The sequence below is a fragment of the Halonotius sp. GCM10025705 genome (genome assembly GCF_042662885.1).
GTDB classification, from domain to species: Archaea; Halobacteriota; Halobacteria; order Halobacteriales; family Haloferacaceae; genus Halonotius; species Halonotius aquaticus.
In genome coordinates this window covers 1,513,221-1,539,388 of the sequence record NZ_JBHSZD010000001.1, presented here as the reverse complement: position 1 = coordinate 1,539,388, position 26,168 = coordinate 1,513,221, and the positions used below count along the sequence as shown (strand labels likewise).

23 protein-coding genes and 2 pseudogenes are annotated in these 26,168 nt (G+C 63.5%); 13 read left to right on the top strand and 12 right to left on the bottom strand.

Features of this window, described 5'->3' with window-relative positions:
* Position 1: 1 nt before the first annotated feature.
* From mptA to ACFQJB_RS08600, 5 genes and pseudogenes are all read right to left on the bottom strand, one after another.
* Positions 2-940, bottom strand: a complete 939-nt coding sequence (gene mptA, locus ACFQJB_RS08620; protein ID WP_379726215.1) for a GTP cyclohydrolase MptA — start codon at positions 938-940, stop codon at positions 2-4.
* A 95-nt stretch (positions 941-1,035) separates the two neighbouring features.
* Positions 1,036-2,067, bottom strand: a complete 1,032-nt coding sequence (locus tag ACFQJB_RS08615) for a sodium:calcium antiporter (RefSeq protein ID WP_379726212.1) — start codon at positions 2,065-2,067, stop codon at positions 1,036-1,038.
* Positions 2,068-2,138: 71 nt separating this feature from the next.
* A complete protein-coding gene (locus ACFQJB_RS08610; RefSeq protein WP_379726209.1) occupies positions 2,139-3,209 on the bottom strand; it encodes a S1C family serine protease in 1,071 nt (356 codons plus the stop codon).
* A 74-nt stretch (positions 3,210-3,283) separates the two neighbouring features.
* A complete protein-coding gene (locus tag ACFQJB_RS08605; RefSeq protein ID WP_379726206.1) occupies positions 3,284-3,697 on the bottom strand; it encodes a DUF7124 domain-containing protein in 414 nt (137 codons plus the stop codon).
* A gap of 80 nt (positions 3,698-3,777) precedes the next feature.
* Positions 3,778-5,021: pseudogene (locus ACFQJB_RS08600) on the bottom strand (NAD(P)/FAD-dependent oxidoreductase).
* Between the two features lie 259 nt (positions 5,022-5,280).
* Between ACFQJB_RS08600 and ACFQJB_RS08595 the strand changes: the two are divergent.
* The 3 genes from ACFQJB_RS08595 to ACFQJB_RS08585 all read left to right on the top strand — a co-directional run bounded on the left by ACFQJB_RS08595 (position 5,281) and on the right by ACFQJB_RS08585 (position 6,859).
* Complete coding sequence (locus ACFQJB_RS08595) at positions 5,281-5,892, top strand: DUF6149 family protein (RefSeq protein WP_120103172.1); 612 nt, start codon at positions 5,281-5,283, stop codon at positions 5,890-5,892.
* Positions 5,893-5,944: 52 nt separating this feature from the next.
* Positions 5,945-6,478, top strand: coding sequence for a DUF5815 family protein (locus ACFQJB_RS08590; protein ID WP_120103171.1), 534 nt, complete (start codon positions 5,945-5,947; stop codon positions 6,476-6,478).
* A gap of 156 nt (positions 6,479-6,634) precedes the next feature.
* The gene (locus ACFQJB_RS08585) at positions 6,635-6,859 is read left to right on the top strand and encodes a hypothetical protein (protein ID WP_120103170.1); all 225 of its coding nucleotides are present in this window, start codon (positions 6,635-6,637) and stop codon (positions 6,857-6,859) included.
* Between the two features lie 20 nt (positions 6,860-6,879).
* On the opposite strand, the gene ACFQJB_RS08580 is transcribed toward ACFQJB_RS08585, so the two are convergent.
* Positions 6,880-7,035: a rubrerythrin-like domain-containing protein gene (locus ACFQJB_RS08580; protein WP_120103169.1), complete on the bottom strand. Its 156-nt coding sequence runs from the start codon at positions 7,033-7,035 to the stop codon at positions 6,880-6,882.
* Between the two features lie 227 nt (positions 7,036-7,262).
* Here ACFQJB_RS08580 and ACFQJB_RS08575 point away from each other — a divergent pair, with 227 nt between their 5' ends.
* Positions 7,263-7,439 (top strand): HEWD family protein, encoded by a 177-nt coding sequence (locus ACFQJB_RS08575; protein ID WP_165853296.1) that lies wholly within the window; start codon positions 7,263-7,265, stop codon positions 7,437-7,439.
* Between the two features lie 46 nt (positions 7,440-7,485).
* Here ACFQJB_RS08575 and ACFQJB_RS08570 read toward each other — a convergent pair whose 3' ends face one another.
* The 6 genes from ACFQJB_RS08570 to glpK all read right to left on the bottom strand — a co-directional run bounded on the left by ACFQJB_RS08570 (position 7,486) and on the right by glpK (position 15,339).
* Positions 7,486-8,160: a phosphoglycolate phosphatase gene (locus ACFQJB_RS08570; protein ID WP_379726201.1), complete on the bottom strand. Its 675-nt coding sequence runs from the start codon at positions 8,158-8,160 to the stop codon at positions 7,486-7,488.
* A gap of 71 nt (positions 8,161-8,231) precedes the next feature.
* Positions 8,232-8,528 (bottom strand): HPr family phosphocarrier protein, encoded by a 297-nt coding sequence (locus ACFQJB_RS08565; RefSeq protein ID WP_379726198.1) that lies wholly within the window; start codon positions 8,526-8,528, stop codon positions 8,232-8,234.
* A gap of 47 nt (positions 8,529-8,575) precedes the next feature.
* Complete coding sequence (locus ACFQJB_RS08560; RefSeq protein ID WP_379726195.1) at positions 8,576-11,305, bottom strand: extracellular solute-binding protein; 2,730 nt, start codon at positions 11,303-11,305, stop codon at positions 8,576-8,578.
* A gap of 136 nt (positions 11,306-11,441) precedes the next feature.
* Complete coding sequence (locus ACFQJB_RS08555) at positions 11,442-12,605, bottom strand: Cdc6/Cdc18 family protein (RefSeq protein WP_379726192.1); 1,164 nt, start codon at positions 12,603-12,605, stop codon at positions 11,442-11,444.
* Between the two features lie 185 nt (positions 12,606-12,790).
* Entirely contained in the window at positions 12,791-13,786 is a 996-nt protein-coding gene (locus tag ACFQJB_RS08550) for a hypothetical protein (RefSeq protein WP_142443176.1), read from the bottom strand.
* Between the two features lie 2 nt (positions 13,787-13,788).
* Positions 13,789-15,339, bottom strand: a complete 1,551-nt coding sequence (glpK, locus tag ACFQJB_RS08545; RefSeq protein WP_379726188.1) for a glycerol kinase GlpK — start codon at positions 15,337-15,339, stop codon at positions 13,789-13,791.
* Positions 15,340-15,619: 280 nt separating this feature from the next.
* On the opposite strand from glpK, the gene glpA reads away from it, so the two are divergent.
* The 9 genes and pseudogenes from glpA to ACFQJB_RS08500 all read left to right on the top strand — a co-directional run bounded on the left by glpA (position 15,620) and on the right by ACFQJB_RS08500 (position 26,138).
* Positions 15,620-17,365 (top strand): anaerobic glycerol-3-phosphate dehydrogenase subunit GlpA, encoded by a 1,746-nt coding sequence (gene glpA, locus ACFQJB_RS08540; RefSeq protein ID WP_379726185.1) that lies wholly within the window; start codon positions 15,620-15,622, stop codon positions 17,363-17,365.
* Positions 17,365-18,662: pseudogene (gene glpB, locus ACFQJB_RS08535) on the top strand (glycerol-3-phosphate dehydrogenase subunit GlpB). Before glpA ends, glpB begins: the two are co-directional and overlap by 1 nt.
* Complete coding sequence (locus tag ACFQJB_RS08530) at positions 18,659-19,963, top strand: anaerobic glycerol-3-phosphate dehydrogenase subunit C (RefSeq protein ID WP_379726182.1); 1,305 nt, start codon at positions 18,659-18,661, stop codon at positions 19,961-19,963. The pseudogene glpB and the gene ACFQJB_RS08530 overlap by 4 nt, the downstream one beginning before the upstream one ends.
* A 155-nt stretch (positions 19,964-20,118) precedes the next feature.
* A complete protein-coding gene (locus ACFQJB_RS08525) occupies positions 20,119-21,384 on the top strand; it encodes an FAD-dependent oxidoreductase (RefSeq protein WP_379726178.1) in 1,266 nt (421 codons plus the stop codon).
* Positions 21,385-21,480: 96 nt separating this feature from the next.
* Complete coding sequence (locus ACFQJB_RS08520) at positions 21,481-22,125, top strand: CheF family chemotaxis protein (RefSeq protein WP_379726175.1); 645 nt, start codon at positions 21,481-21,483, stop codon at positions 22,123-22,125.
* Between the two features lie 101 nt (positions 22,126-22,226).
* Positions 22,227-23,675, top strand: a complete 1,449-nt coding sequence (locus tag ACFQJB_RS08515; RefSeq protein WP_379726172.1) for a CRTAC1 family protein — start codon at positions 22,227-22,229, stop codon at positions 23,673-23,675.
* A 55-nt stretch (positions 23,676-23,730) separates the two neighbouring features.
* Positions 23,731-25,113: a glycerate kinase type-2 family protein gene (locus tag ACFQJB_RS08510; RefSeq protein WP_379726169.1), complete on the top strand. Its 1,383-nt coding sequence runs from the start codon at positions 23,731-23,733 to the stop codon at positions 25,111-25,113.
* Between the two features lie 64 nt (positions 25,114-25,177).
* Positions 25,178-25,360, top strand: coding sequence for a DUF7576 family protein (locus tag ACFQJB_RS08505; protein ID WP_120102079.1), 183 nt, complete (start codon positions 25,178-25,180; stop codon positions 25,358-25,360).
* 52 nt (positions 25,361-25,412) lie between these two features.
* Entirely contained in the window at positions 25,413-26,138 is a 726-nt protein-coding gene (locus ACFQJB_RS08500; RefSeq protein WP_379726165.1) for a ribosome assembly factor SBDS, read from the top strand.
* Positions 26,139-26,168 lie beyond the last annotated feature (30 nt).

Below are 26,168 nucleotides of genomic sequence, written 5' to 3'. Positions count from 1 at the left end.
CCTATTGATCGCTTGTGCCGCTGAGCTCCGCCCGCAGCTGTCCGATTGTGACCTCGCGTTCGGCGTGGGCGTTGTGTTGGTGGATCGATTCATCGTTCGACTGGCGGATGTAGACGACAGCGTCGTCAGAGAGCTGGTCGAACTGCTCGACGGCGCCCTCCGCTAAGGAACGGACACAGTCTTCGACGAACTTGGCATCGGAGTGAGCGGCGAAGGTCATATGATCCTCGTCGGGCCGTTTCGCCATGTTGTAGATCCGCGCGCTCATCGCATCGCGGGCGATGTCGATGATGTCGCCGAGGTCGACGTCGGGGCTGCCCTCGCTGGTGATCGTCAGCGTCGCGTGGCCGCGCTGTGAGTGGCCGGGCTGGGGAACGGTATCGAGGAACTCGTCGATAACCTCGCGTTCGACATCGAGCTCTTGGAGCTTCTCGCGGGCGCGTGATTCGGACATCCCCTGTGAGCAGGGACAGACGGTCATCCCCGTAACCTCTGCGCCGATCTCCTCGTGTGTGCCGTCGTCGGTGGCGGTCGCACTGGCGATGATCGTCGCGGTGTTTTGGGTCGGTTTCCCGCTGGCCGGCGTTTCCTCTTTTGTCACGAGGTCGGCGGTCATCTCAACGGTCGCCGTCGAGGTGTAGTCGTGTTTCGACAGCAGGCGTTCGGCGGCCTCCCCACAGACATCCTCGACGCGGTAGGCCTCGGTTTCGGTTGTCTCCTCTAAGATCTCGTCGACGACCTCCATGTTGCGGCTCATATCGATTCCTTTGCGGCCGCCTGGCAGATCGACAAAGACCTCGAACTCGGCCATGAGGACGATCGGCCGTTTGTCCTCGCGTGCAAGTTTGACCAGTTTTTCGACACCTGTTACGCCAACCTGACTGAGCCCGACGGCCACATCCGGCTGGGTGGCCTGGACATCGGGCAGCTGGTGACTCATTAACCCTGATAGGCGTGTCGCCTGATTAGGACTTTCGGTGCCCTGAATGGGTCGGACACAACCGTCAGCGACGACCACAGTGTGCCGCCCACCGCCTACGTCGCCGCAACGAGGTTGATGACGCCGATGGTTTCGGCGATCACCCACACGACAAAGAGCCCATAGGCGACAAGCAGTGCGTACGCCTCCGGCGTTGTCAACGAGAGATCGGTGCGAAGGAATCCAAACAATAGCACGGTCGCCAGCGTGAGCACGCCAAACATCGGGACGGCGACGGCGAAGTTGATCGAGACGGTGCCGATGAGCAACACGCCGATCGGGATCGCCACCAGGAGATCAAACGTGTTTGAGCCCAAGACGTTGCCGAGGCTGGTCAGCCCTCTCCCCTCGCGGGCGGCCCGCACGCTGACCAGCGTATCCGGTAGGCTTGTCACCGCGGCGATGATCGTCACGCCGGCGAGAAACTCCGGGATCCCGAAGGTATGCGTAAGGATCTCAACAGCACTCACAAGCTGTTCGACGCCGACCAGAATCAACAGCAACCCACCGGCCAGCGTCGCCCACTGCCGACCGATCGCATCGCTGAGCTCGACGTCGCCGGTGTATTCGCTGACATCCTGCCACTGGATGAAGAGATACAGCCCATACAGCAACAGCGGCAGCATCGCCAGCGGGCGGGTGATCTGCCCGACAAGCGGCGGTGTCTCGGGGGCCGGAATGTAGATCACGCCAAGCGCAAAGGTGATCACCAACGCCGAGACGGCGATCATGTAGAATTGGGCCTCCTTGTAGACGAGTTCGCGGTTTGTTTCGAGGTTTCCGGTCGCCGCCAGTCCGGCTAACGCGGGGATCACAAGAATGTTGAAGATGGCCGAGCCGACGATCCCGCCGACGCCCATATCGAACACGCCAGCGAGTGCGGTGAAGACGACACTGGAGAGCTCCGGAAAGCTTGAACCGACGGCGACGACGATCGACCCCTGGATGACCGGCGGCAGCCCGTAGTGCGCCGACAGCTGTTCGGCGGATGATTCCAGCCAGCCGCTGCCGACCCAGATGACCGCGGTTGTGACGACGATCATCCCGACGGCGACGGCCGGCGACGCGGGCAACAGGCCACCGAGCATTACCCTCGGCTTCCGTGTCGGGGGTGTTAATACTGTTTACTCAGCGGGTGCGCCGCGTGCTGGATGGCTCCCTATACCCCAGTCGGGCGTGTTCCAAGTTCGATCTGCACGGTTTGTTCACGGCCATCCCGCAACACCGTCACATCGACCGTCTCACCGGGGTTGGTCTCCAAGGCGAGATAGCTCCCTAACGCCTCGCTCGTTTCGATTGTGGTGTCGTCGACCGCGCGGATCACGTCGCCGCCGACGGGGACACGCTCGCCGTCGACGATCGATATCTCGCTGCTTGGTTGCAGTCGACCGTCGCTTGGGCCGCCGGGTGCGACGCCAACGACGAGTAGCCCACGAGAGGCTGGCAGATCGTTGACCCGGGCGACCGTTGGCGTCACGTCCTCGAAGGAGACGCCCATGTAGGCGTGCTCGTAGTCGCCGGTGGTGAGCAACTCGGGGATGACACGCTGGGTGAGCGCGGCCGAGATGCCGAAGCCGATGTTGTCGCCGCCACCGGAGTTGATGACGGCGACGACATCGCCGTCGAGATTGACCAGCGGGCCGCCGCTGTTGCCCGGATTGACCGGGGCGTCGGTTTGGATCGCATCCGGGATGTCGAAGCCGGCCGGCGAGGGGATCGAGCGGTCGATCCCGCTGATAATCCCGCTTGTCATCGTCCCGTTGAGGTTGTATGGGTTGCCGATCGCCAGCACCCGTTGGCCCACCTCGGGGTCATCGTCGGCAAACGACAGCGGGCTTGCTGCCTCGGGCACATCGTCGACAGCGAGAACCGCAAGATCGCTGTGGGGGTCGCTGCCGACGACTCTGGCGGTGCTCCACCGGCCTTCAGTAAATCTAACCCTCGCCGACTGTGCGGTGCCGACGACGTGGGCGTTGGTGATGACGTGCTGGTCGTCGTACATGAACCCGGTTCCCTGCCCGTCGGTCTCAACGAGAACAACCGAGTCGATCGTCGCCTCATAGATTTCGGTGTAGTCATCGGGCTGTGCGTCCGGTTGTGTCCCGTCGCTGTCGTCCGTCTCTGGTTCCGGTGATGACGTTGACAGTGGTGAGCTACAGCCAGCGAGCCCGACGAGCGCTGCGGTTCCGCCCGTGAGAATGATCTCTCTCCGGGTTGGCTGAGAACTCATACTGGATTGAAATCGGCTGGTGGTATGTGAATATCTTCTGGTCGTGCCGATCGGCTGCCCGTTGCTGTCGACCGTTAGGGCCAGTCGTCTCGCGTCTCGCCCTCGAAGTGATCCTCGTCAGCTGACTCCGCGGCGAGTTCCCACTCGGCGGCCTCGGCGGCCTCCTCTAAGGGCAGGTACTCCCAGCCAGCCTCCTCGGCGATGGCTGCGTCGTCTTCGTCTGTCCCGACGAAGACGTGCCGAGGGGTCTCGAACTGCTCGGCGACGTTTTCAAGACTTTCACCGACACCGCGGGGCCCCGAAAAGAAGTCCTGTCGTACCCGGTGTTTCCGGGTAAAATTCGTCACGACGTAGGTCGGCTTCTCGCTGACGACGCCGACGTACTCTGTCCACTGTCGGGCATCAGTCACCACAACCCCTGGATCCGCCAGCGATTGTAGGGCCGCAAGCTCGAATGCGAGGGTCATCTCGCCGCTGCCTCCGTCCATACCTGCGGTAACCTACGGGTGCCGAAAACCGCTTCGTTTCACTGACTGTCGCTGCTGGCCCGGCCTCGCCGGCGCGGTCGCTACTGCTGTTGTTCCTGTACCGGCGCGATGTCGTCGGCCTCGAACTCCTCGTTGAGCAGCGTTTCCGTCTGGTCGCCGACCGGGATCTCCTCGCGCATGAGCTCCTTGTAGCCGCTCTGGGGGCGAGATCGCCGATCAACACGCCGCCGACGACCTTGCCGTCCTTGATGGCGACGCGCCGCCACTCATTGTCGCCGTAGGACTGCGACACATACTCGTCGCCGATCGTCGGGTGGCCAAACGAGAGGAAGGGGAAATCGAAGTGTGTGATCGAATACGAGGACACCCAGCGGAAGGCGTCGCTTTCGGGCTCGATCATGTTTTTCGCGGCGATGGTGCCCTGCTCCTTGGCCGACCCCCACGAGCCATTCTGTGCGTACTCGCCGAGGATCGTATCGTAGTACCGTGTCAGGTCGCCAGCGGCGAACACGTCGTCGAGACTGGTGCGCATATACTCGTCGACGACGACACCGTCGTCCTGTTCGATATCAAGATCCTGCAACAGCTCGATGTTGAAGTTCAGCCCGATGGCGATGCCGACGAAATCGGAGTCGAACCGCTCGCCGTTGGGGTCGATCGTCGCCTCGACGTGGCCGTCATCGTCGGTTTCGAAGTGATCGACGCCGCTCTGGAAGACGGGTGTGACGCCGCGTTCCCGCATCGCGTCGTGCATGATCTCCGCGCCCTCCTCGGTGAGGGCGTACCGCCACCAACAGTCACCGCGCATGAGGTAGTTGGCTTCGACCTCCTGTTCGCCACAGATCGCCGCAAGGTCGACGCCGAGCAGCCCCGCACCGACGATGGTCGCCGAGTCGGCGTCCTCGATATGCTCACGGATGTTCCGGGCGTCTTGGAACGTCCAGAAGTGATGAATCCCGTCGGCGTCGCTGTTGTCGACCGGGAGTTGGGTTGGGGTGCCGCCGGTGGCGACCAGCAGCTTGTCATAGTCGATCGTCTCGCCCTCGTGGGTCGAGACGGTGTGGCCGTCGGGATCGATGTTGGTGACGACGGTGTTGAGCCGGAGGTCGATATCGCGGTCGACATACCAGCTCTCGTCGTGGATCGAAATGGGGGCCTCGGGGAGTTTGCCCTTGGCGTACTCCTTGATGAGGATCCGGTTGTAGAGGGCCTCGCCCTCTTCGGTGATGACGGTGATCTCGGCGTCCGGGGCCTCTTCCCGGAGTGTCTCCGCGGCGGAGCTGCCCGCGATCCCGTCACCGATAACGACGTACGATGCTGTCATATCCCCGCGTTCGTGATCCGGGGTAAAGGAGGTTGCTATCGACGCGGAACCGTTGACAACCGTCCATACCGGGGGCTGCGACCGGACAAACCCGTGTTTTTCGTCGCTCCTGTCGGTGGGTTTTCGCCCGATTTTATCCAATCGTCGTCGCCGTCGATCGGCGTTCACTGTCGACGCTGACGGAGTTCCGGTGTCGACACTGACGATTTTCCCGCCGTGCCGTGGCCTTCAAACCTATCCATCCCCAACAAAGCGTACGATGAAAATCCGCCAAAACCTCCGTCACTGGGCCGCAAAAAACGCCCTGACCGCACCCGTGATCGGCGATATCGCCAACGACAAGCTCGTCGATATGCACACGGACATCTTCCTCGGAAAAGCCGACGAAGCGGCCCGCGAGGCCCGCCGTGACCACCTCGATGGCTTCTTTGATGCGACGATGGACACCTACGTCGCCGCGCTCGAAGCCGGGCTCTCGGAGGCCAAGGCCCGTGAGATCACCCACATTCAGGCCAACTTCGATTTCTTCAACCACGGCTGGACGGAGATGATGGAGATCCCCGCCGAGGAGTTTGAACAGCACTTCCGGCGGTACGAGGAGTTTTTCAAACGCTACGGGATCAGCGTCGACGACCCACTCGGTGAGTTCCGGCCAGCCGGCGGGATTCCCGACGCCCCTGAAACGCCAGAGAAACGCGACCAGCCGGCCTACGAGAACGCCATCGCCGGCTTCGCCGACGACGTATACGTCGAGGACGGTGACGGCGAACTCCACGTCGGCCATGGCACCGCTGAGCCTGCCGACGCCGATCCGAGCAACGCCCCCGGACTGAGCGACGCTGTCGACGACGCCGAGCGCGCCGACAGCTAAGGCGATCAGTCGATAACACGGGATTTAATCACTCCTCACCCGAACACCATCCATGGCTACCCCACGCGTCCCGGGCGACCGCGGCGAGCAGCTCGACCTCCCCTGCGGTGAGTCGGTTGCCGTCACCGATCTCGATCTCGGGATGCGCGAGTACGACTGTGACTGTGGCGCAACCCATGCTGTGGTGATGGACGTTCATCCGCCGGATCGGTTCCTCCCGGAGTTTCTGGTCGCGGTACTCCAGGAGGCGATCGAAACCACCAGCGAGGAGATGCCGGAGTTTGGAACCCCACACCTGCTTGGGATTGTCCTTGAGGAGTTCCCCGAACAGGTCGTCTCCTACGACGCCACCGAGGAGCCGGATGTCGGCTTCGCGCTGCTGTGGATCACCGACTTTGACTCCCGAACCCTCCATGAACGCATCGTCGAACTCGTCATCGAGTTGATGGAGCATGCGGTCAGCCACGCCGACGACACCAGCGCGCTCACCGAGTTTGAGGCGAAGATGCACGAGTTTGACGTGGCCGAGTTTGTCGAGCAGTACCGCGAGGAACGAAACCTCGAAGAGGAGACGTTCACCCCGTAGTCGCTCGCTCGACGGTCACACGTCGCCTATTGGTTTGTTCCTTGTCACGAACTTATTTCGTCGAAACAGCCAGCTTGGCGCTCTTATCGGCCATCCAGCCGGATGTCTGACAGTCGTCACACACAGATTGAAACCGATCGCGCTGCAAGTGTGTGTATGCAGACCACACCGAGCGATTTCGACCGTGTTGAAGGTGTGCTTGCGGCCGCCGATGAGCCGTTGACGGCGCGTGAGATTCTTGCGGCCCTCGAAGCTGATGACGGTGAGACAACGTTTGAGAGCCCACACCAGCTGGCGACAGTGCTTGGCCGCCGGGCGAAAACCGGTGAAGTCACGGTGATCGCTCAACAGCCCTACCGGTATACGATCAGCGAGGACTGACCGCTGGCTCCGCGAACGGGTCAGTTTCGTGGGACAGCGATGTTTCTGACGGTTGCCCCACAGGTTGGACACCGTCGGCTGCCGTCCGTTTCTTCGAGCCGCGTGCCGCAGTCTGTGCATTCAAATCGGCTCCCGGTATCTGCTGCCGAGTGGAGCGTGGGGAAGTGGAGTGCCATACAGTCACAATGGCGATTGTGTATATAACACTCACGGCGGGTTTGTGGGGATGACTAGCCATACTTTAGGGTATATTAATTCTATTTTGTCTGATTTTAACCCAATAAATTTGAATATCTCATTTCTTATTTGAGCATTTACACCGATAGCCGGCTGGAGACTCGCTGTCGACGTGGCTGTCGCCGACTGAGAAAGCGTTAACTCGGTGGACGACTCCCCGTTAGGTATGTCGATTAGTCTCCGCCACCCCACGGAGCGCGTTTGTGAACGGTGTGGGCGGACAGAACAGTGGGATGCCGACACCGAATCGTGGCAGGTCGCCACCGACAGCGTCGGGAGCATCTACTGCATCCACGAATGGGACATCAACGGCTCGTTTGTCCCGTTTGCGGAGTCAGAGTAATCACGCGCTGCCGCCACCCTGTGTGCCGCGGTCGGACGCGACCAGCCTACGCCTCTGCTTGAAGCGACTCAAGGACGCCAAGCGTTCCGTCGAAGTATTCGCTGTCGATCACCGTCTCGGCGGCCCCTTTCGCGCGCTTGTCGGCGTTGCCAACCGCATAGGAGTCGCCGGCGGCCCCAAACAGCGAGACATCGTTTTCGCTGTCGCCGATCGCCACGAACGACCCGGCGTCCAGCCCGAGTATATCGGCGACAGCAGCCAAGCCATCGCCTTTCTCAACTCCTGGCGTCTTCAGATGATAGGCGTAGCCGGTATCGACGACCTCCAGCCCAAACTCCTCGGCGACCGCCCGGAGCAACTCCTCGTCGGCGTCGATGTGGGCGGCGAGTTCGCTCTCCCGCCACCGGTTTGTTGTATCAGCGGCGTCCCAGCCAAGGTCGCCGCCGCGGTCTCGAAACGCGTCGATCGCCTGTTCGGCGCGGTCGCGGTCGCCCTGAAACGAGACCTGCCCGTCGGCACACACAACGCCGCCGTTTTCGGCGACGACTTGTTCCGGAATCCCCAAAAAGTGACAGAGTGCAACCGGGTAGGGAAATGATTTGCCGGTTGCCACCACGATCGGTGCCTCCCACGCCGGCAACACCTCAAAGACCCGTGGGTCGATCTGGTCGTGACGCGTCGTCAGTGTGCCGTCGATATCGAGTGCCAGCGGCGGTACCATACCGCCTCTCGGCGACCCGGATAAAAAACCGCTCCGCCGTCCCCGTTTTACCTGCGTGGGCTCACATTCGCTCACGCGGTGGCATCGCCGGCAAGATCGGATTCACCCGCTGGCGTCGTGATAACGTTTTCCAGCGCGTCGAGTGCGGGTTCGGCCTCCGGCCCTTCGGCGTGCAGCGTTACGTCGTCGCCGCGGCGGACGCCAAGCCCGGTGACACCGAGAATACTGTCGGCGGCGACGGGTGGTCGGGTGTCAGCGGCCGCTTCGACCGTGATCTCGGCGTCGAAGTTGCCTGCGGCTTCGACGAACGTGGTTGCCGGTCGTGCGTGCAGTCCATCCTCCGGGACAACCGTTACTGTTCGTTCCATACGTTTCCTGCGGCTGCCTGTGGCTTAGTAGTGGGTGGTCGCCGCCGTTACCGACCTTGCTCGGCGGCGTAGTTTGCAAGCTGTTGTTCGACCGTATTGCTGAGGGTGGCGAGCTCTTCTTCGGTATCGCCGTTCTTGATATCCTCGTAGGCCTCGGCGACAAGCGTCCGCACCGTATCGAACGGCCCGATCCGCGCGCCGTTGGTCGCTGGCGTGTCGGGGCTGCCGAGCAGCTCTTGGATCCCGACCTCGTGGCCCGGATTCTCGCGGAACCAGCCGTCGTTGCGCAGCTTCTCGACGCCCTGCTCGTGTACCGGCAAGTAGCCGGTTTCCTGGTGCCAGCGTGCCTGCTGTTCCGGCGCGGTCATCCACGCAAGGAATTCGCCGGCGGCCTCCTGTTGGTCGCGGGTTGCATCCTCGGAGACCCACAGCGACGCGCCGCCAACGATGAGCCCGACGCGCTCGCCCGCGGCGGGCATTCCGCTGACATTCGTCTCGAACTCCGCGCCCTCGATGATCGAGCCACACGACGAGGAGGAACCAACCAACATCGCCGCGGTGCCATCATGGAAGGCCTCCTTGGCCTTTCCGCGGGCCTCGATTCCGGGGTTATGATAGAGCCCACGCTCGTCGAGGCCTGTCCACCAGTCGTAGAGTTCGACGCCGGCCTCGCTGTCGTAGAAGGCTGTATCAGGCGTCCCCGCGCGGCCGTTCTGTTTGTTGACGATCTCTTGGCCCGCGCTGGCAAACCACTGCTCGACGAACCAGCCGTAGTTGGCGAAGGTGATCCCGGTGTCGGTGACGCCGGCGTTGACCAGTTCCTCGGCGGCCGCGGTGACCTCCGCGAAGGTTTCGGGTGGGTTGTTCGGGTCGAGTCCGGCGGCCTCGAAGGCATCTTGATTGATCGCCAAGATCGGTACCGAGGAGTTGAACGGCATCGAGTACAGTGTGCCGTCGGTGCGGTAGTAGCTCAAGACCGGATCGAGGTAGTTGCGGAGCTGTGTTCGGCTTGGCAACACGTTTTCGACCGGCTCGAAGGCACCGCTGTCGACGGCTTTTGCGGTGCCGATCTCGTAGATCTGTGACAGTGTCGGCGTGTCGCCGCGCTCGGCGGCGTTCAGCGTCGACTCCAAGTTGCCACGGTAGCTGCCCTTGTTGGTCGCCTCGATCCGGATCCCGTCGGCCTGTTCCTCGAACTCCCGGATCAGGTTCTCCAACAGCAGCCCCTTGTCGCCGCCCATCGCGTGCCAGAACTCGAAGACGGTCACGTCGCTGTCGGCGGCCAGCTGCGAGCTCACGCCGCCGAACTCGTAGTTGGTTGTGAGCTGGTTGAGCGAACTACTGCGTTCATCCAGCGTCGTCGCCGCGGTTGACACCTCAGCTAAGGCTGTCGTCTGCTGTTGGGCGGCTGAGGCGGCGTTTTCGGTTCGACTGGCCGTATCGTCGGCGATCGCACTCACGTCGTCGACCATCGCCGCCGCCTCCTGCAGTGAGTTGGCCTGCTGGTCGGTCGCCTCACTGATCTCTTGGACGCCGACGTTTGTCTCCTCGACGTCGTCGGCGATCTGTTGGAAGTTTTCGACCGCGCCTTCGATCGTATCGACACCCGAATCGATCCGCTCGCGGGTTTCGTGCATCTCCTCGACGGTGGTATCGGCCTGTTCGCGGATCGTACTCACCGAGCTCTCGATGTCGCCGGCGGCCTCCTCGGCGTCCTCGGCGAGACTTTTGACCTCGTCGGCGACGACAGCGAACCCTTCGCCGGCCTCGCCCGCGCGGGCGGCCTCGATTGAGGCGTTGAGCGCGAGGATGTTCGTCTGGCTGGCGACATCGCCGATGAATTCCGCGATCTCCTCGATCTCGTCGATCCGGCTGTCGAGCTCTTGGGTGGCCTCCAACATCCGGGTCGTTCGGGTGTCGATATCGTCGAGTTCGGCCAGCGCGTCCGTTGCCAGCTCCCGACCCTTCTCGCCGCGTTCGGCGGCCTGTTCGGACGCTTCGGCGACCTCGCTGGCTGAGGAGGCAACCTCCTGGGTGGCTGCTGACAGCGATCGGATCTCATCGGAAAGCTCCTCCAGTTGGGTGTTCTGCTTGCTGGCGTCGTCTGCGATCGCGTTGACCTCACCGCTCATATCCTTGCTGGCGGATTTGACCTCCTCAACCCGCCCGGTGACGCGATTTGTCGCGCCGGTCACCTGATCGCTGAAGTCATCGACCGTCTGTACCGTTTCGCTGAACTCACTGACCAACTCGTTGAACATTTCGGCGGTTTCGGTCGCCTCCGCCGGTGCGTCGTCCGGATCGACCCGGACGGTCAGATCCCCATCAGCACCCTCGGCCATCGCGTCGGTCAGCTGTTCGCAAAATGACTTCCACTCGTCGACTGACTCGCTGTCGTCGCCTTGATTCGGCACAACCTCGCCGCCGTCGGTGGTCACGCCCGGCGGCTGTCCCTCGATTGTGACGCCGGTGTCGGTGGTCGATGCCGCCGTTGTGGCTGTCGCTGTGTCCTCGGCAGCCGTTCGCTCCGTCTCAGCGGTCGAGCCCGATTGTTCGTCGGTCGTCGCGTTCTCGTCGGCTGTCTCATCGTGTTCAGATCGCCAAAACGCCGGAATAAAACTGAACAGGCCGGCAGTCGCGAGGCCGGCTGTCGGGTCGCGCGCGAGCCACGCGAGCCCGAGTGCGGCCGCACAGAGGCCGATACGCACCCCGTTTCCGGCTCGTATGCCGGTGTCGACCCTCCGACCCCGACGAGACGTGATCCACCGTAGACTCATACTTACGACCATTACAGTATGGGCCACATAAATGTGTGTATCGGATTATTATGTCCAATCGCCCGACTCATCTCGACCGATGTGCCACCCGCACCGACTGCGACAGTCGTCTCGGCGTGTCGCCTGCGGGCCGGGATTAGACTGTCTCGGTCAACTGCTCGAAGACGAGCGTCGGGAACCGCGGCTCTAAGCGCGACGGCGGGCGGCCGGTCTCGGAGGGCTGTTCGGCTTTCACTCGGCGGATGATCCCGGCCTCCGCAAGCTCATACAGCACGCGTTCGATCGTCGCCCGCGAGAGATCAAGTCCGTCGCTGCTGATCGCTTCGGCGGCTGCCTTCACCGAGCTACGAGCGGCCTCCGGCAGCCCGATCAACCGCCCGACGATGCGTTGCCGACTCGTCGGCAGCGACATGACTCGGCCGAGTGCGACACACGGCTGGGGCACCGCCGCCATCCCGGTCGCCAACGCCTCGTCGTCGATCCGGGTGTCGGTATCCGCACCGGCGGTCACCGCCGCGCCGAACAACGCCGCAAGCGCGTCGTGGGCATCGCCGTTGGCCCATGTCGCCACCTCGGTGAGCATTTCGGTCGTCGTCGCCGCTCGCAGTTGAGCGTCGGTGACCCGGCTGGTCAACACCTCGATCAGCGTGTGTTGGGTGTAGGGCTCGACGTGGACTCGCTTGATCGTCGATCGGTCGCTGATCGCGGTAGCCCCCGGCTTCTCGCGGCCGATCGCCAGACAGCTCACCGACGATCGAAACGGCGCGAACTGCTCGAAGACTGTCTCACAGTCGAGTGTCTCGGGGTCGCCGACGTGATCGACGGCGACGACAACCTGTCGATCTCGCTGTGTCAGTTGGGTCGCAAGGCGGTCACGCATCGCCGCGCTGCCGACCCCCTGTTTTGGCACCGTTTTCGCGGAGAGTGCCGCAACGACCGTGTGTAAGAGCGCGAATGTCGATTGGGCCCGTCGGCTGTCAACATACAGGAATCGGAGTTCGGTTGTCGGGGCTGCCCGCGTCGAGGTGTACATCTGTGTCGACCGCTCGCCGTGCTGGCGGCTACACTCGGCAAACAGCGCGCGGACGACCGCGGATTTGCCCGCGCCTTTCGGCCCCCAGATGTAGCTGTCGGCCGGGCGGTCGGCCTCGAAGATGGGGCTGAGGATGTCCAGTAGCTGCTCGATGACGGCGCCCCGGCCGACCGGCTCGCTGGGATGGCCCAGCGGGCTGATCGCGTCGTACTCCGGGTCGGCGTCGTCGGCACGCTGTCGACGGGCGATTCGGTCGTGTAGTTCCATGGTGTGCTCCCGGCGTGGTCAGTGCTCGGTGTGGTTCGTGGTCAGTACTACAGTGTGGATGATCCGTGCGTTGGAATGAGTGAAAAAGCGAAAACCGCATCACCAAACAGCCGTCGTCGAGCGACGGGTGTCAGCGACTCCGGCTCACCAACGGGGTGAGCAAGGAGTGGTTGGCGGATGCCGGCTTAGAGTCCGATGCCGCCGAGACCGCCCCAGAAGGTGTCTCCGAGGAGGCCCGCAGCGGTCAGGACTGCCGACAGCAGACCGGAGGCCGCGATTGCGAACGCCGGCGGGTCAACGTGGGTCTTGCCGTGCATGTAGAAGACACGGTTACAGACCTCGCCCATCAGGGCACCGAAGACGCCGAAGAGTCCACCGAAGATCAGCACGACCGTCGGACTGTAGCCAGCGGCATTGGCACCCAGAGCCCCGACTGCGCCGGGGAGGGTGATGTGGTGGGTGACCGGGATGTTGTCGACGCCGCACTGCAGGAACACGAGGCTCGCTGCACTGATACCGAAGCCGATAAGCGGGCTACCGGTACCTTGGTAGGCGGCTGTCCCGAGGAGACCACCGATGAGACCGATCATGGCGACACCGCTCCATTTGTACTGCCACGGCAGCCAGATGCCGGGTGCTTCGTCTTCGTCGCGCTCCCACGGACCAACATCGAAGAGGCCGTCACCGGTGACCTCGCCGATGATGCTGTAGCCGAAGGCAACGCGGTGGATCAGCGCGGAGACGAAGACCATCAGCGCGATGTTGTCAGTCGGGATGCCGACCGTTCGACCGAGGCCGGTGCCGACCATCCCGAGGATGCCGAAGATCCCACCGACGAGCAGCACGTCGATCTTCTGGGTACCGGCAGCCCACAGGATGTTCTTTCCATCGTCGATGTAGCCTTGCTTGGCTGCGTATGCGGCTGCGGCCGCACCAGCGGCGAAGCTGATGTGCGGGCCGAAGACCGGACCGAAGCCGAGGAAGCCAGTGAACCCACTGGCGGTCAGTGAAGCACCTTCTCCTGCACCGTCGACACCGATCGCATTTGCTGCCTCACCGGCGATCACCATGAAGCCGGTGAAGATGAATGCCGGGAGTGCACCGATTGCGGCACCGAAGGCACCACCAGCGAACGCAGAGATGTACCACGTCGGGTCAACAAGCGTTGGATTCAGTACCATCGTTAGTCACCACCCTCGTCTCGGGCCCAGTCTTCAGACCGTTCGACGGCGTCCTTCCAGCGTCCGTAGTTGACCTCGATGTCTGCGTCGGGGTCTTGTGGGAAGCGTCGGTCGACCTGCCAGTTGTCGCGGAGTTCGTCAACCGTGTCCCAGTAGCCGACGGCGAGGCCGGCGGCGTAGGCGGCACCGAGGGCGGTCGTCTCGTCGACGACCGGGCGGACGATCTCCGTGCCGATGATGTTGGCCTGGAGCTGACAGAGGAAGTTGTTTTTGACCGCACCGCCGTCGACGCGGAGGCTCGACAGGTCGATGTCGGCGTCGGAGACCATCGCTTCGGCGACGTCTTTGGTCTGGTAGGCGATGGATTCGAGCGTGGCGCGAACGATGTGTTCGCGTCGGGTACCACGGGTCATGCCGACGATCGTCCCGCGTGCGCGCTGATCCCAGTGTGGAGCACCGAGACCAGTGAAGGCAGGAACGACATAGACGCCATCCGTTGAATCAACGCTGCGTGCGAGTTCTTCGGATTCGGCAGCGTCTTCGATGAGCGTCATGTCTTCGAGCCACTCGATCGCGGCACCGGTAATGAAGATCGAGCCTTCGAGGGCGTACTGCACGTCGCCACCGGATTTCTGGAAGCCGATGGTGGTAAGGAGGCCGTGATCGGAGCTGACGGCCTCGTTGCCGGTGTTCATGAGCATGAACGAGCCGGTACCGTAGGTATTCTTGGCGTCACCGGCGTCGAAGCAGGTCTGGCCGAACAGGGCGGCCTGCTGGTCGCCGAGGGCACCCGCGACTGGCACTTCGGCGCCGAGGAAGCCGTCGGCGTCCGTGGAACCGTAGGTCTCGTCGTCCGAAGACGGACGAACCTCGGGCAGAATCTCTCGGGGCACGTTGAACTCATCGAGGAGTTCGTCGTCCCATTCGAGCTCGTTGATGTCGTAGAGCATCGTGCGGGATGCGTTGGACACGTCGGTGATGTGGTTGCCAGTAAGGTTGTAGATGACCCACGTGTCCGGGGTACCCATCATGAGCTCGCCGTCTTCGGCGCGGTCGCGGACGTCTTCCGGTCGCGATCGCTGAAGCTTAATCGGGTCGGCGTTGTCGAGGATCCACTCGGTCTTCGTTGCCGAGAAGTAGGCGTCACATTCGAGGCCGGTCTTCGCGCGGATCTCCTCGACGGTCAGCGTGTCGGTGCTCTCGTCTTGGATCTCTTCGACGCGATCCGTCGTACGTCGATCCTGCCAGACGAGGGCGTTGTGTACTGGTTTGCCGGTTTCGGCATCCCAGATAATCGTGGTCTCGCGCTGGTTGGTAATCCCGATCGATTCGAGCTGCTCGGCATCAAGACCCTCTTTGTCGAGGGCCTCGTTGATGACGAGCTTGGTGTTCTCCCAGATTTCCATCGGGTCGTGTTCGACCCAGCCGGGCTCCGGATAGATCTGTTCGTGTTTTTCGTAGGCTTGCGATACGACGTTCCCGTCATGGTCAAAGACCATGAAACGAGTTCCAGTCGTCCCTTGGTCAATTGAACCAACGTATGTTTCTGACATGTGTATTCACCACACTCCTTGTGGGGGCCACTCCCCCGCTGGCGGCGAACCGTTCTTTACGACCGGTTCCACCACCACGGGTAAACACTATAGAAGAACGTGATAAATGTTACTCCTGTGCCCAAACTTGACTGTATCTCCCCGCCGCTTCGGGTAGTTTGCGAGACAGTCACACCCATGAATAGAACGTCAGACATGCTGGTATCGTGACTGGTTGGTGAACCGTCTCGTCGTTAGGGGGTAAACTAAAGTCATTATAGTTCAAACGGGAATTGAACGGATGAGTAGCCAACCACACGTTCTCGTGATCGGCGGCGGTTCGACCGGGTGCGGCATCGCGCGCGACCTCGCGATGCGCGGACTCGACGTGACGCTCGTCGAACAGGGGAACCTCACCCACGGAACGACAGGGCGGATGCACGGCCTCCTCCACAGCGGTGGCCGGTATGCGGTTGCCGACCAAGCCAGCGCAAAGGAGTGTATGATCGAAAACCGAATCCTGCGGGATATCGCCAGCCACTGTGTCGAAGAAACCGGCGGGCTCTTCGTCAAACGACCGGAGGACTCCGAGGAGTACTTCCAGAAGAAACTGGAGGGCTGCAAGGAGTGTGACATCCCGGTTGAGGTGCTGTCGGGCGAGGAAGCACGGAAAGAAGAGCCATACCTCGCGAAAGATGTCGAGAAGGCGATCCGCGTCCCTGACGGCGCGGTCGACCCCTTCCGGCTCTGTGTGGCGAACGCCGCCAGCGCGGAGGAACACGGCGCGCGCATCGAGACACACGCGCCCGTCGTCGATGTTCTCAAAGAGGGCGACGAGGTCGTCGGCGTCGAGGTTGAACACGAATCGGGGCCGGGCAAACGCGTTCACCGCGAACCGGGCACCCGCGAGGAGATCCGCGCCGACTACGTCGTCAACGCCACCGGGGCGTGGGCCGGCCAGATCGGTGAGATGGCTGGCCTCGAACAGGAGATCGAGGTTCGACCCGGCAAGGGCGTCATGACGATCATGAACACCCGCCAGGTCGATACCGTCATCAACCGCTGTAAGCCGAAGGGCGACGCCGACATCGTCGTCCCTCACGAGACGACGGCGATTCTCGGCACGACAGACGTCGAGGTCGACGATCCCGAGGACTACCCCGAAGAGCAGTGGGAGGTCGACCTGATGATCGACACGCTCAAAGAGCTGGTGCCGATCATCGAAGAGGCCCGCACGATCCGCTCCTTCTGGGGTGTCCGGCCGCTGTACGAGCCGCCGGGAACCGGCACGAGCGATTCGACGGATATCACCCGAGACTTCTTTCTGCTCGATCACTCCGAGCGTGACGGCGTCGAGAACTTCACCTCGATCGTCGGCGGGAAGTTCACCACCTACCGCATGATGGGTGAGGATATCTCCGACCACGTCTGTGACAAACTCGGCGTCGACGCCGAGTGTCGCACCGACGAGGTGCCGCTGCCCGGCAGCGAGGATTTCTCGGTGCTGCGAGACTATATGGACGAGTTCGGCATCCGCTCGCCGATCGGCCGGCGGAGCGCCCAGCGGCTTGGCTCCCGCACCGACGAGGTGCTGGATGTCGACGGCCCGAACCCGACGGTCTGTGAGTGTGAAGCGGTCACGCGCGCGGAGGTACAAGATGGCATCGAGGGCTCGGGCTCGGATCTCAACGCTGTGCGGCTTCGCACGCGTGCGTCAATGGGCAACTGTCAGGGCGCGTTCTGTTGTCACCGGATGGCCTCGGAGCTCTACGACGAGTACGACGAGGAGACGGCCTACGACGCGTGGGACGAACTCTACCAGGAACGCTGGAAGGGTGAACGCCACGCGATGTGGGGTCGACAGCTCTCACAGGCCGCGCTCAAATACTCGCTGCACGGCACGACCATGAACCGTGATAAGGACGCCGCGACGACCGATACCGTCATCAGCGACTTCACCGCCTTCGACACCGGGGCCGGGGCATCACCGAGCGACGGAACGGCTGGGACGGCGGCAACCGACGGCGGCCGGCGGGGAGGCGACTGATGGCTATCCGCGAGGATGTGATCGTCATCGGTGGCGGGCTTGCCGGCTCGATGGCCGCGCTCGAAGCGGCCGACGGCGACGCCTCAGTCCGACTGATCACCCACAAAAAGAGCACGCTGCGACACGCCAGCGGGCTGATCGACGTGCTGGGCTATCTCGACGAAGCAGAGCCGGTCGCCGATCCCTTTGCGGCGATCAGCGAACTGCCGGATGACCACCCCTACTCGATCGCCGGCGAGGCCGCGATCCGCGATGGGCTCGCCCGCTTCGACGAGGCGGTTGGCGACACCTATCAGGTGGCCACACCGACAGCAACGCGTTGCTGCCGACGTTCGGCGGCGCGGTCAAACCGACCGCCCGGTATCCGGCCGCGGCCGCGGCCGGGCTTGCCAGCGACAGCCGCGATATGCTGATTGTCGGCTTTGAGGAACTCACCGAGTACAACGCCGGCATGCTGGCCGACCATCTCGACGCTGCCGACGTGCCGTTCGATGTCGAGGGCGTCGAACTCAATTTCCCCGGCGAGTACGCCCACGACTCCCGGGTGACGCGATTCGCTAAACGCTTGGATATCAACGAGGATGTCGACCACGAGGGCCAAACGATGGGCGCTCGCCAGGCCCTCGCCGACGCGGTCAAACCCCACGTCGGCGACGCCGAGCGCGTCGGCTTCCCGGCCTTCCTCGGTGACGACCACACGGCCGACGTGCGGGCCGATCTCGAACGCGAACTCGGGGTCGATGTCTTCGAGATCCCGATGGGCCCGCCGAGCTTCCCCGGGATGCGGCTGGCCGACCAGTTGAAAGACGCTCTCGACGACGCCGGTGTCCACATCTCCGCCGGCAACCCAGTCATCAACTACGAGGCCGACGGCGACGAGATCGAGGCAGTCATCGTCGACAGCAAGGGCCGAGAGGTGCCGTACCACGCCGAGGAGTTCATTCTCGCCACTGGCGGGCTCGTCGGCAAGGGGATTGACTCCGACCGCGATGGCACCGTCGAGGAACCGGTCTTCGACTGCCACATCCCGCATTCTGACGACCGCTACGACTGGTTCGACGAGGAGGCCTTCGGCAACCAACCGTTCGCCCACTTTGGCGTCCGAATCGACGAAGGGATGCGCCCGCTGGATGCCGACGGCGAGCCGGAGTTCGCCAATCTCCGTGCCGCCGGCGGCGTCGTCGGCGGGACAGATCCGGTCACCGAGAAATCCCAGAGCGGCATCTCGCTGACGACCGCCGCGGTCGCGGGGCAACGCGCGCGTGAACGAGCTGCGAAACGAGAGGTGAGTCAATGAGCGACGCACAACAACCTGGTGAGTTTGATGCCACGACAGCAGTAGATGAGTACGAGCCGGTCGATGTCTTCCCGTCCAGTGAGGATATGGATCTCCGGCCGGGTGCCGACAACTGTTATAAATGCACCAGCTGTGACACCTCGTGTCCGGTCGCCGAGGTCAACGAGGACTTCCCGGGGCCGAAGTTCCAAGGGCCCGAACAGTGGCGGCTCAAACGCCACGAGGACGTCGACATCGACGACTCGATCATGTCGTGTTCGAACTGCATGCGGTGTGACGACGCCTGTCCGTCGAGCGTCCCGCTGAGCCAGATGCACAACACCGCTCGCGGTGAGTACGTCGAAGAGCATCTGGACAAACGCTCGATGGAGTATCTCCGCAACCGGATGCTCTCGAACTATCGGACGCTTGCCTCCATCGGGAGCAAGGTGCCGCGGCTGGCCAACTTCGTGATGGGACTGGGCGTCACGAGCTATCTTGGCGAGAAGATCATGGGCATCCCCAGCGAGCGTGACGTGCCCGAATTCGCCACCGAAACCTTCCGGCAGTGGTGGAAAAAGCGGGGCGGCTCGAAAGTCTCGAACCCGGACAAACAGGTTGCGTACTTCCATGGCTGTTACTCCAACTACAACACCGTCGAGGTCGGTAAGGCGATGGTGCGTGTCTTCGAGGAGTTCGGCTACGAAGTGCTCGTCCCGAAACAGCAGTGTTCCGGGACGCCGATGTTCGCCAACGGCATGCTGAAAGACGCCCGCCGTGAGGCCGAGGTCAACGTCCGCGAACTCGGCGAGGCCATCGACAACGGCGCGGAGGTCATCGCCTCCTGTACGTCCTGTTCGATGGCACTCCGCCAGGAGTACCCTGAGCTGTTCGATATCGACGGCGTTGAGGAACTCTCCGAGCACACGTGGGAAGCCCTTGAGTTCCTGCGCGTTAATGAGGATCTTGGCCGAGCGATCCAGGAAAGCGAGGTTGACCCGCAGGCCTTCGCCTACCACGCACCGTGTCACGCCCGCAATCAGGGCCTCGACCGTCAGGCGGTCGAGCTCTTCCGTGATCTCGACGGCGTCACCATCGAGGATGTCGGTGACTCCTGCTCGGGGATCTCGGGCACCTACGGCTGGAAGTCCGAGAAGTACGAGACCTCGATGAAGATCGGCGCGGAGATGTTCGACCACATGGAACACGCGGAAGGCGACGTGGGAATGACCGAATGTCCGACCTGTGCGATGCAGATGAACCACGGGACGGGCTACGAGATCCGCCACCCCCTGGAACTGCTCGAAAGAGCCCTCGTATAAGCGCTGTTTCTCCCCGCTTCTGTTGGCCGTCGGTCACGCAGTCACCAGCAACGCACGCGTCGATAACTGATGCTGGGGTTTTTGCCTGTGGGAACCATACACATGTTGCTCCCGGTTCGCGCACGCGAAACTAACACCCACCGGAAGCTGTATCCATGACTCAGACAACAACCGTACTCGTAATCGGCGGTGGCGGCACCGGTGTTGGAACAGCACGTGATCTCGCACTTCGCGGCGTCGATGTGACGCTCGTTGAACGCGGTGGGCTCGCCAGCGGTACCTCAGGCAGCTCACATGGGCTGCTGCACAGCGGCGCCCGATACGCCGAATCGGATCCCGAGGGTGCCGTCGAGTGTATCGACGAAAACGAAACGCTTCGGGATATCGCCGGCCACTGTATCAACGACACCGGTGGCTTGTTCGTCCAACTGGAACAGGATGATCCCGACTACTTCGAGGAAAAACTCGATGCCTGCCACGAACACGGCATCGATGCGGAACTGATCGACGGCGACGAGGCACGCGACCGTGTCCCTGACCTCAGCGAGGGCGTCGAACGGGCGATGGTCGTCCCCGACGCGGCGATCTATCCGTCCCGCCTTACCGCGGCCAACGCCGAAAGCGCAGCCAACCACGGCGCGACGATCCACACCAACGCGCCGGTGACCGATATCACCGTCAGCGACGGCCGCATCGAGCGGGTCGAGATCGGCGGCGAGACGAACACCACTATCGAGCCGGAGTACGTCGTCAACGCGACCGGCGCGTGGGCCGACAAGATCGGCGCGATGGCCGGCGTTGACTTTGAGATGAAGCCAACCAAGGGTGTCATGATCAGCGTCGAATACGAGGGCCTTGAGCCGGTGCTCAACCGCTGTCGGGAGCCCTCCGACGGCGATATCATCATCCCACACGAGGGTGAGGCCGTCCTCGGCACGACAAGCATCGAGGTTGATGACCCCGATGACTACCCCAAAGAGGAGTGGGAGGTCGAGCGGATGTTCGAGGAGTGCGGCGCGATGGTACCCGGCATCGAGTCCCACGAGATCCGTCGCAAATGGTGGGCCTGCCGCCCGCTGTATGCCCCCGACGAGAGCAACCGATCAGACTCCGGTACCGGTGACGAACGCGGCATCTCGCGGGATTTCACCCTACTGGATCACGCTGACGACGGCGTCGAGAACTTCGCCAGTGTTGTCGGTGGGAAGCTGACGACCTACCGAATGATGGCTGAGGCAACCGCCGATCACGTCGCCGCGGAGCTGGGTGTTGCTGCGTCCTCGACGACAGCCACGGAGCAACTCCCCGGGGCTGCTGACCCTGCCGAACTCGATCGCTTGGTCGCCAAGTACAGCGAACCACAGCCCACTGACGCTGGTGTTGTTGCCGATCTGTCTGGGTCGACCGCTGCCGGCGACTGAGGCGGCTTGCTGGTGTGACCGCTTGCAGCGGCTCGGGTACGGTCGCCTCCGTCTGGCTGCCCGCTGGTTTATACACTTCAGTTCTCTACGGCAGCTATGCCATCCGATTCCGACGCCGATGCGGTGCGGGATCGGTTATTTGAGCAGCCAACAGACGGTACTGAGGCCGCGCTTACTGACGCTCCGGTTGGGGTGCGACACCCGGCTCGTCGTGGTGGCCGCGTCACCGACGTGCCCGCGGTCGCCGCGCGGCTGACGCTGGCCGATGAGACGATTCGTCTCCACGACGCGCCGGACGAGCGGGTCACGATCACGCTTCGGTTTGCTGATATCGTCTACGTCCGCGAGGGCCGCCAGGAGATCAACGGCACCCCCGTCGAGAGCCTGGTGATCCGGCATATCGATCCACCCGCAAGCGCCGTGACAACGACTCTTAGCCTCTGGGATGACGCGGCGCATGCCCGTCTTACCGAGATCGTCACCACCTACTACCGACAGCAGCGATCGGCCATCGAGCAACTACGTCTGTCGACTACTCAGTTAGAGATCCTTGTCGCCGCCTACTCCGCCGGCCGCGAGTTCGACCCCGCAAGCGTCCTCCCGAAGTCGGCCGACGACATCGCCGCACTCTTCGAGCCGCTTCGCGACGCTGACCTGCTCCGGGAGGGTGATACCGGCGTCTTTCTCACCGGCCGCGGCCACATGGTTGTCAACGAAACACTTGACGACGAAACGATGTAAGCATCGACGGTTGCAGCCGCCGGTGTGTGTTGACAGCGGTGGTTGCGCGGCTGAGCTGGTCGATCCGAGCGTTCTTATTCCCCCACCGACTCCCTCCGGCCATGTTCCGGGATCGGTCGGCCGCGATCGCCGACAATCAGCCAGTCACCGGTGCCGGCGCGGCGGTCACGCCCGGCTCTGCGGGGCCGATCATCCTGGTCACCGGCGTCGGCTGCCCAAACCAACTCCGCTCGTGGGTCGACGGCCACCTCCAAGACCGCGCCTGTGGGATCATCGCCGACGCAAACCGACAGGCCATCGGCGTCGCGGCGGCCGATCTCGACGCCGACGGCGAGGAGGAACTGTACGTTCACAACACCGACACCGACGGCGGCGCGTGTGCGACGACCGATCTCTTACTCGACCGGATCGACCACAACGGCCGGACGGTCTGGTGTGATGCCTTCGCCAACGCGGTCAACGCCGACCGCGGGAACTTCACCGCCGGCCGGTCGGTCGCCGCCGTCGATCGCTTCGGCACCGGTCGCTACGGCATGGTCGTCGCCGGCTCCGGGGCAGCTACCCGGTGTTATGAGCTCGGCGACGACGGCGAGATCACCGATATGGCTGACGCGATCGGGCTGGATGCCACCTGTGGGGCGCGCTCGCTGCTCGCCGCCCCGCTTGTTACCGAGCGGATGGATCTGTTCGTCGGCGTCGACGACGGCCCCAACCGCCTGTTCCGAAACGACGACGGCCATTTCGTCGATGTCGCTGATACAGTTGGTGTCGACGCCCCCGAGGCCGATGCCCGCGGTGCGACCCTCGTTGACGCCGGCGACGGCACTGTCGCTGTCGCGGTCGGCAGTTGGGACGGCGCGAACCACCTCTTCGTGCCGACTGACACCGGCTTCAGGGACGCGTCGCCACCGGGCTTTGCCGATCCGGCGCGCGTTCGAACGGTTCTTGCGGCGGATTTTGACAACGACGGCCGCCAAGAGCTCTTCGTCAATGTGTGTGGCGGCCCCAACCGCCTGTTTGCGCCGGTCGTCGACGAGGCGGCAGTCGACGATGCAGCAGTCGACGACGTGTCGGCCGCAGATGGAGCGGCCACCGCCACAGCGACCGAGTGGGAACCTCGCCCGCTTGATGCGGCGGCCGAACCTGCGGGACGTGGCACGGGTGCGGTCGTCGTCGACCTCGATGGCGATGGCCGGTTGGAACTGCTGATCGTCCATGGTGATTGCGACGCCCAACCCTTGTCATTGTACGACGCCCCGACCGACAACGACTGGCTCCGCGTGCGGCCAACAACCCAGTACGGCGCGGCAGCCCGCGGCGCGGTCGTCACCCTCGATACCGACCGTGGTCGCCAGCGACGCGTGATCGACGCCGGCAGCGGCTATCTCTGCCAATCCGAGCCGGTCGCCCACTTCGGTCTCGGCGGTGCGACCACACCCAAACAGACACCACGCCGGCTCACGGTTCGGTGGCTCGATGGCCGCGAGCGGACGATCGAGAACCCAGCCCCGAAGACGACCCATGAGATCGCTCATCCGGCCAGCGAGTAGCGGGCGCGGCGGTCGCCCTGAGCTTTTTGCGTCCGTCTGACACAGTAGTGAGACAGTGATCCGGAACCGCGATCAACTGTCAGCTACCCCCGCCCACAAGGTTGCCCTTGACTGTCTCACCGCCGGGATCAAGGCCGCCGATCCCGCGCGACTGACTCGTGAGGCGGTGTCACTGGCTGACGGGACGCTGACCGTCGGCGATGCGAGTTACAATCTCGCTGACTACGACGAGGTGACCGTCCTCGGCGGCGGAAAGGCCGCGGCTGTCGTCGCCGCGGAGCTGGAAGCGATCCTCTGTGACGCCCTCGATGGCGGCCTTGTTATCACCGACTCACCGGACGCCTCGCCTGCGGGTGTCGATCCCACACCCGTCGACCCCGACCGCGTCGAGGTGCTCGCTGGCGACCACCCGATCCCCAGCGAACCCGGCGTCGAGAGTACCCGCCGGCTGTTGGAGGCCGCCGAGGCAGCCGACGAATCCACGCTGATACTCGGTGTCATCACCGGTGGCGGCAGCGCGCTCATGGCCGCTCCTGCGGCAGGGCTCTCGCTGGCTGACCTGCAGGCGACGACCGACGCGCTGTTGGCCTCGGGCGCAACGATCGACGAGATCAACGCCGTCCGCAAACACTGCTCGGCGATCAAGGGTGGTCGGCTCGCCGCGGCGACACAGCCAGCCGATGTGTGTTCGCTCGTTGTCAGCGATGTCGTCGGCAACGATCTTGCGACGATCGCCAGCGGCCCGCTCGTCGCTGATCCGACGACCTACGCTGACGCCCGGGCGGTACTCGACCGCTACGACTGCGACGTGCCGGCCGCGGTCGCCGACCATCTCGAAGGCGGTGCAGCCGGCAAGATCGCCGAAACACCATCACCCGGCGACCCGGTCTTTGCGTCGGTAACGACGACGATCATCGGTGATGGGCGAACCGCCGTTGAGGCTGCCGCCGACCGCGCACGCGAGGCCGGCTTTGACCCACTGGTTCTCTCCTCGCAGATCCGTGGCGAAGCGCGCGAGGCGGCGAAAACACAGGTCGCGATCGCCGAGGAGATACAGGCCAGCGGCCAGCCGATCGCCCCGCCAGCGGTTGTCGTCTCCGGCGGGGAGACGACTGTCACCGTCGACGGCGACGGCGTTGGCGGCCCGAACCAGGAATTCGCGCTGTCGGCCGCGGTCGAACTCGGCGTCGCCGCTGGCGACAGCGATGCGGGTAACGACACAGTCGTTGCCGCTGTCGACACCGACGGGATCGACGGGCCGACCGACGCTGCCGGCGGGATCGTCGACAGCGAGACGATCGCTCCCGGGGTCGGGCGGAACGCACTCGCCGCCAACGACGCGACCGCGGCTCTCGATGCGGCCGACGCGCTCATCGAGACCGGCCCGACCGGAACGAACGTCAACGATCTACGGGTCGTTGTGGTCGATGTGCCGTGACGAAGCGGCAACATCCGTCACGACGAGTAGACAGCTTAACATACCGAGGCCAACCTGTTCCGATATGGTCGATCCGACATCCGATATCGGGGAGGACGTCGACGAAGCTGACGCCCCCGACTGTGCGGTCTGCGGCGAACGTATCGTCGAACTCCCGACTCATCGCGTCATCGCCACTGTCGAGGACGGACAGATCGAACACACCCACTTTTGCTCCGACGACTGCCGGGCGAGCTATCTGGAGTAGGGCGGCCGACCCGCGGGGAGCGTTTTTATGATCCGCGGTGTAACGCTCTGGTATGATCTCCCTTGAGGATGCAGTCACCGCGCGGCTGGAATCCCACGGCGCGCGCTTTGAGGTACTGATCGATCCCGACGCCGCCCTCGAAATCAAACGCGATGAGTTCGACGGCGAGCTTGAGGACGTGATCGCCGCCGAGGACGTCTTCGAGGACGCCTCTCGCGGCGATCGCCCAGCCGAAACCGATCTGGAGGACGTTTTTGACACCACTGAGCCACTGGAGATCATCCCCGAGGTGATCACACGCGGCGAGATTCAGATCACCGCCGAGCAGCGCCGCGAGATGCAGGAACAGAAGCGCAAACAGCTCATCAACACCATCGCGCGCAACGCGGTCAACCCACAGATGGACGACGCCCCACATCCGCCGGAACGGATCGAACGCGCCCTTGAGGAGGCCGGCTTCCGGATCGATCCGATGGAGCCCGTCTCCGAGCAGGTCGACGAGGCCTTGGAGGATCTCCGTCCGGTCATCCCGATCCGGTTTGATGAGGTGACCATGGCGGTACAGCTTCCGGCCGACCACGCCGGCAGCGGGCAGGCCGAGGTGCGGCAGTACGGCGAACTGGAGCGCGAGGAGTGGCAAAGCGACGGCTCGTGGGTCGGCGTCGTCACGTTCCCAGCAGGGCTGCAAAACGATTTCTACGATATGGTCAACGAGCTCACCAGCGGCGAGGCCGAAACACGGGTGATCAAAGACGAAGACGATATCAAAACTCGGTGAGTTCGCCGAGAGATTCTTGATGTTCCCGGC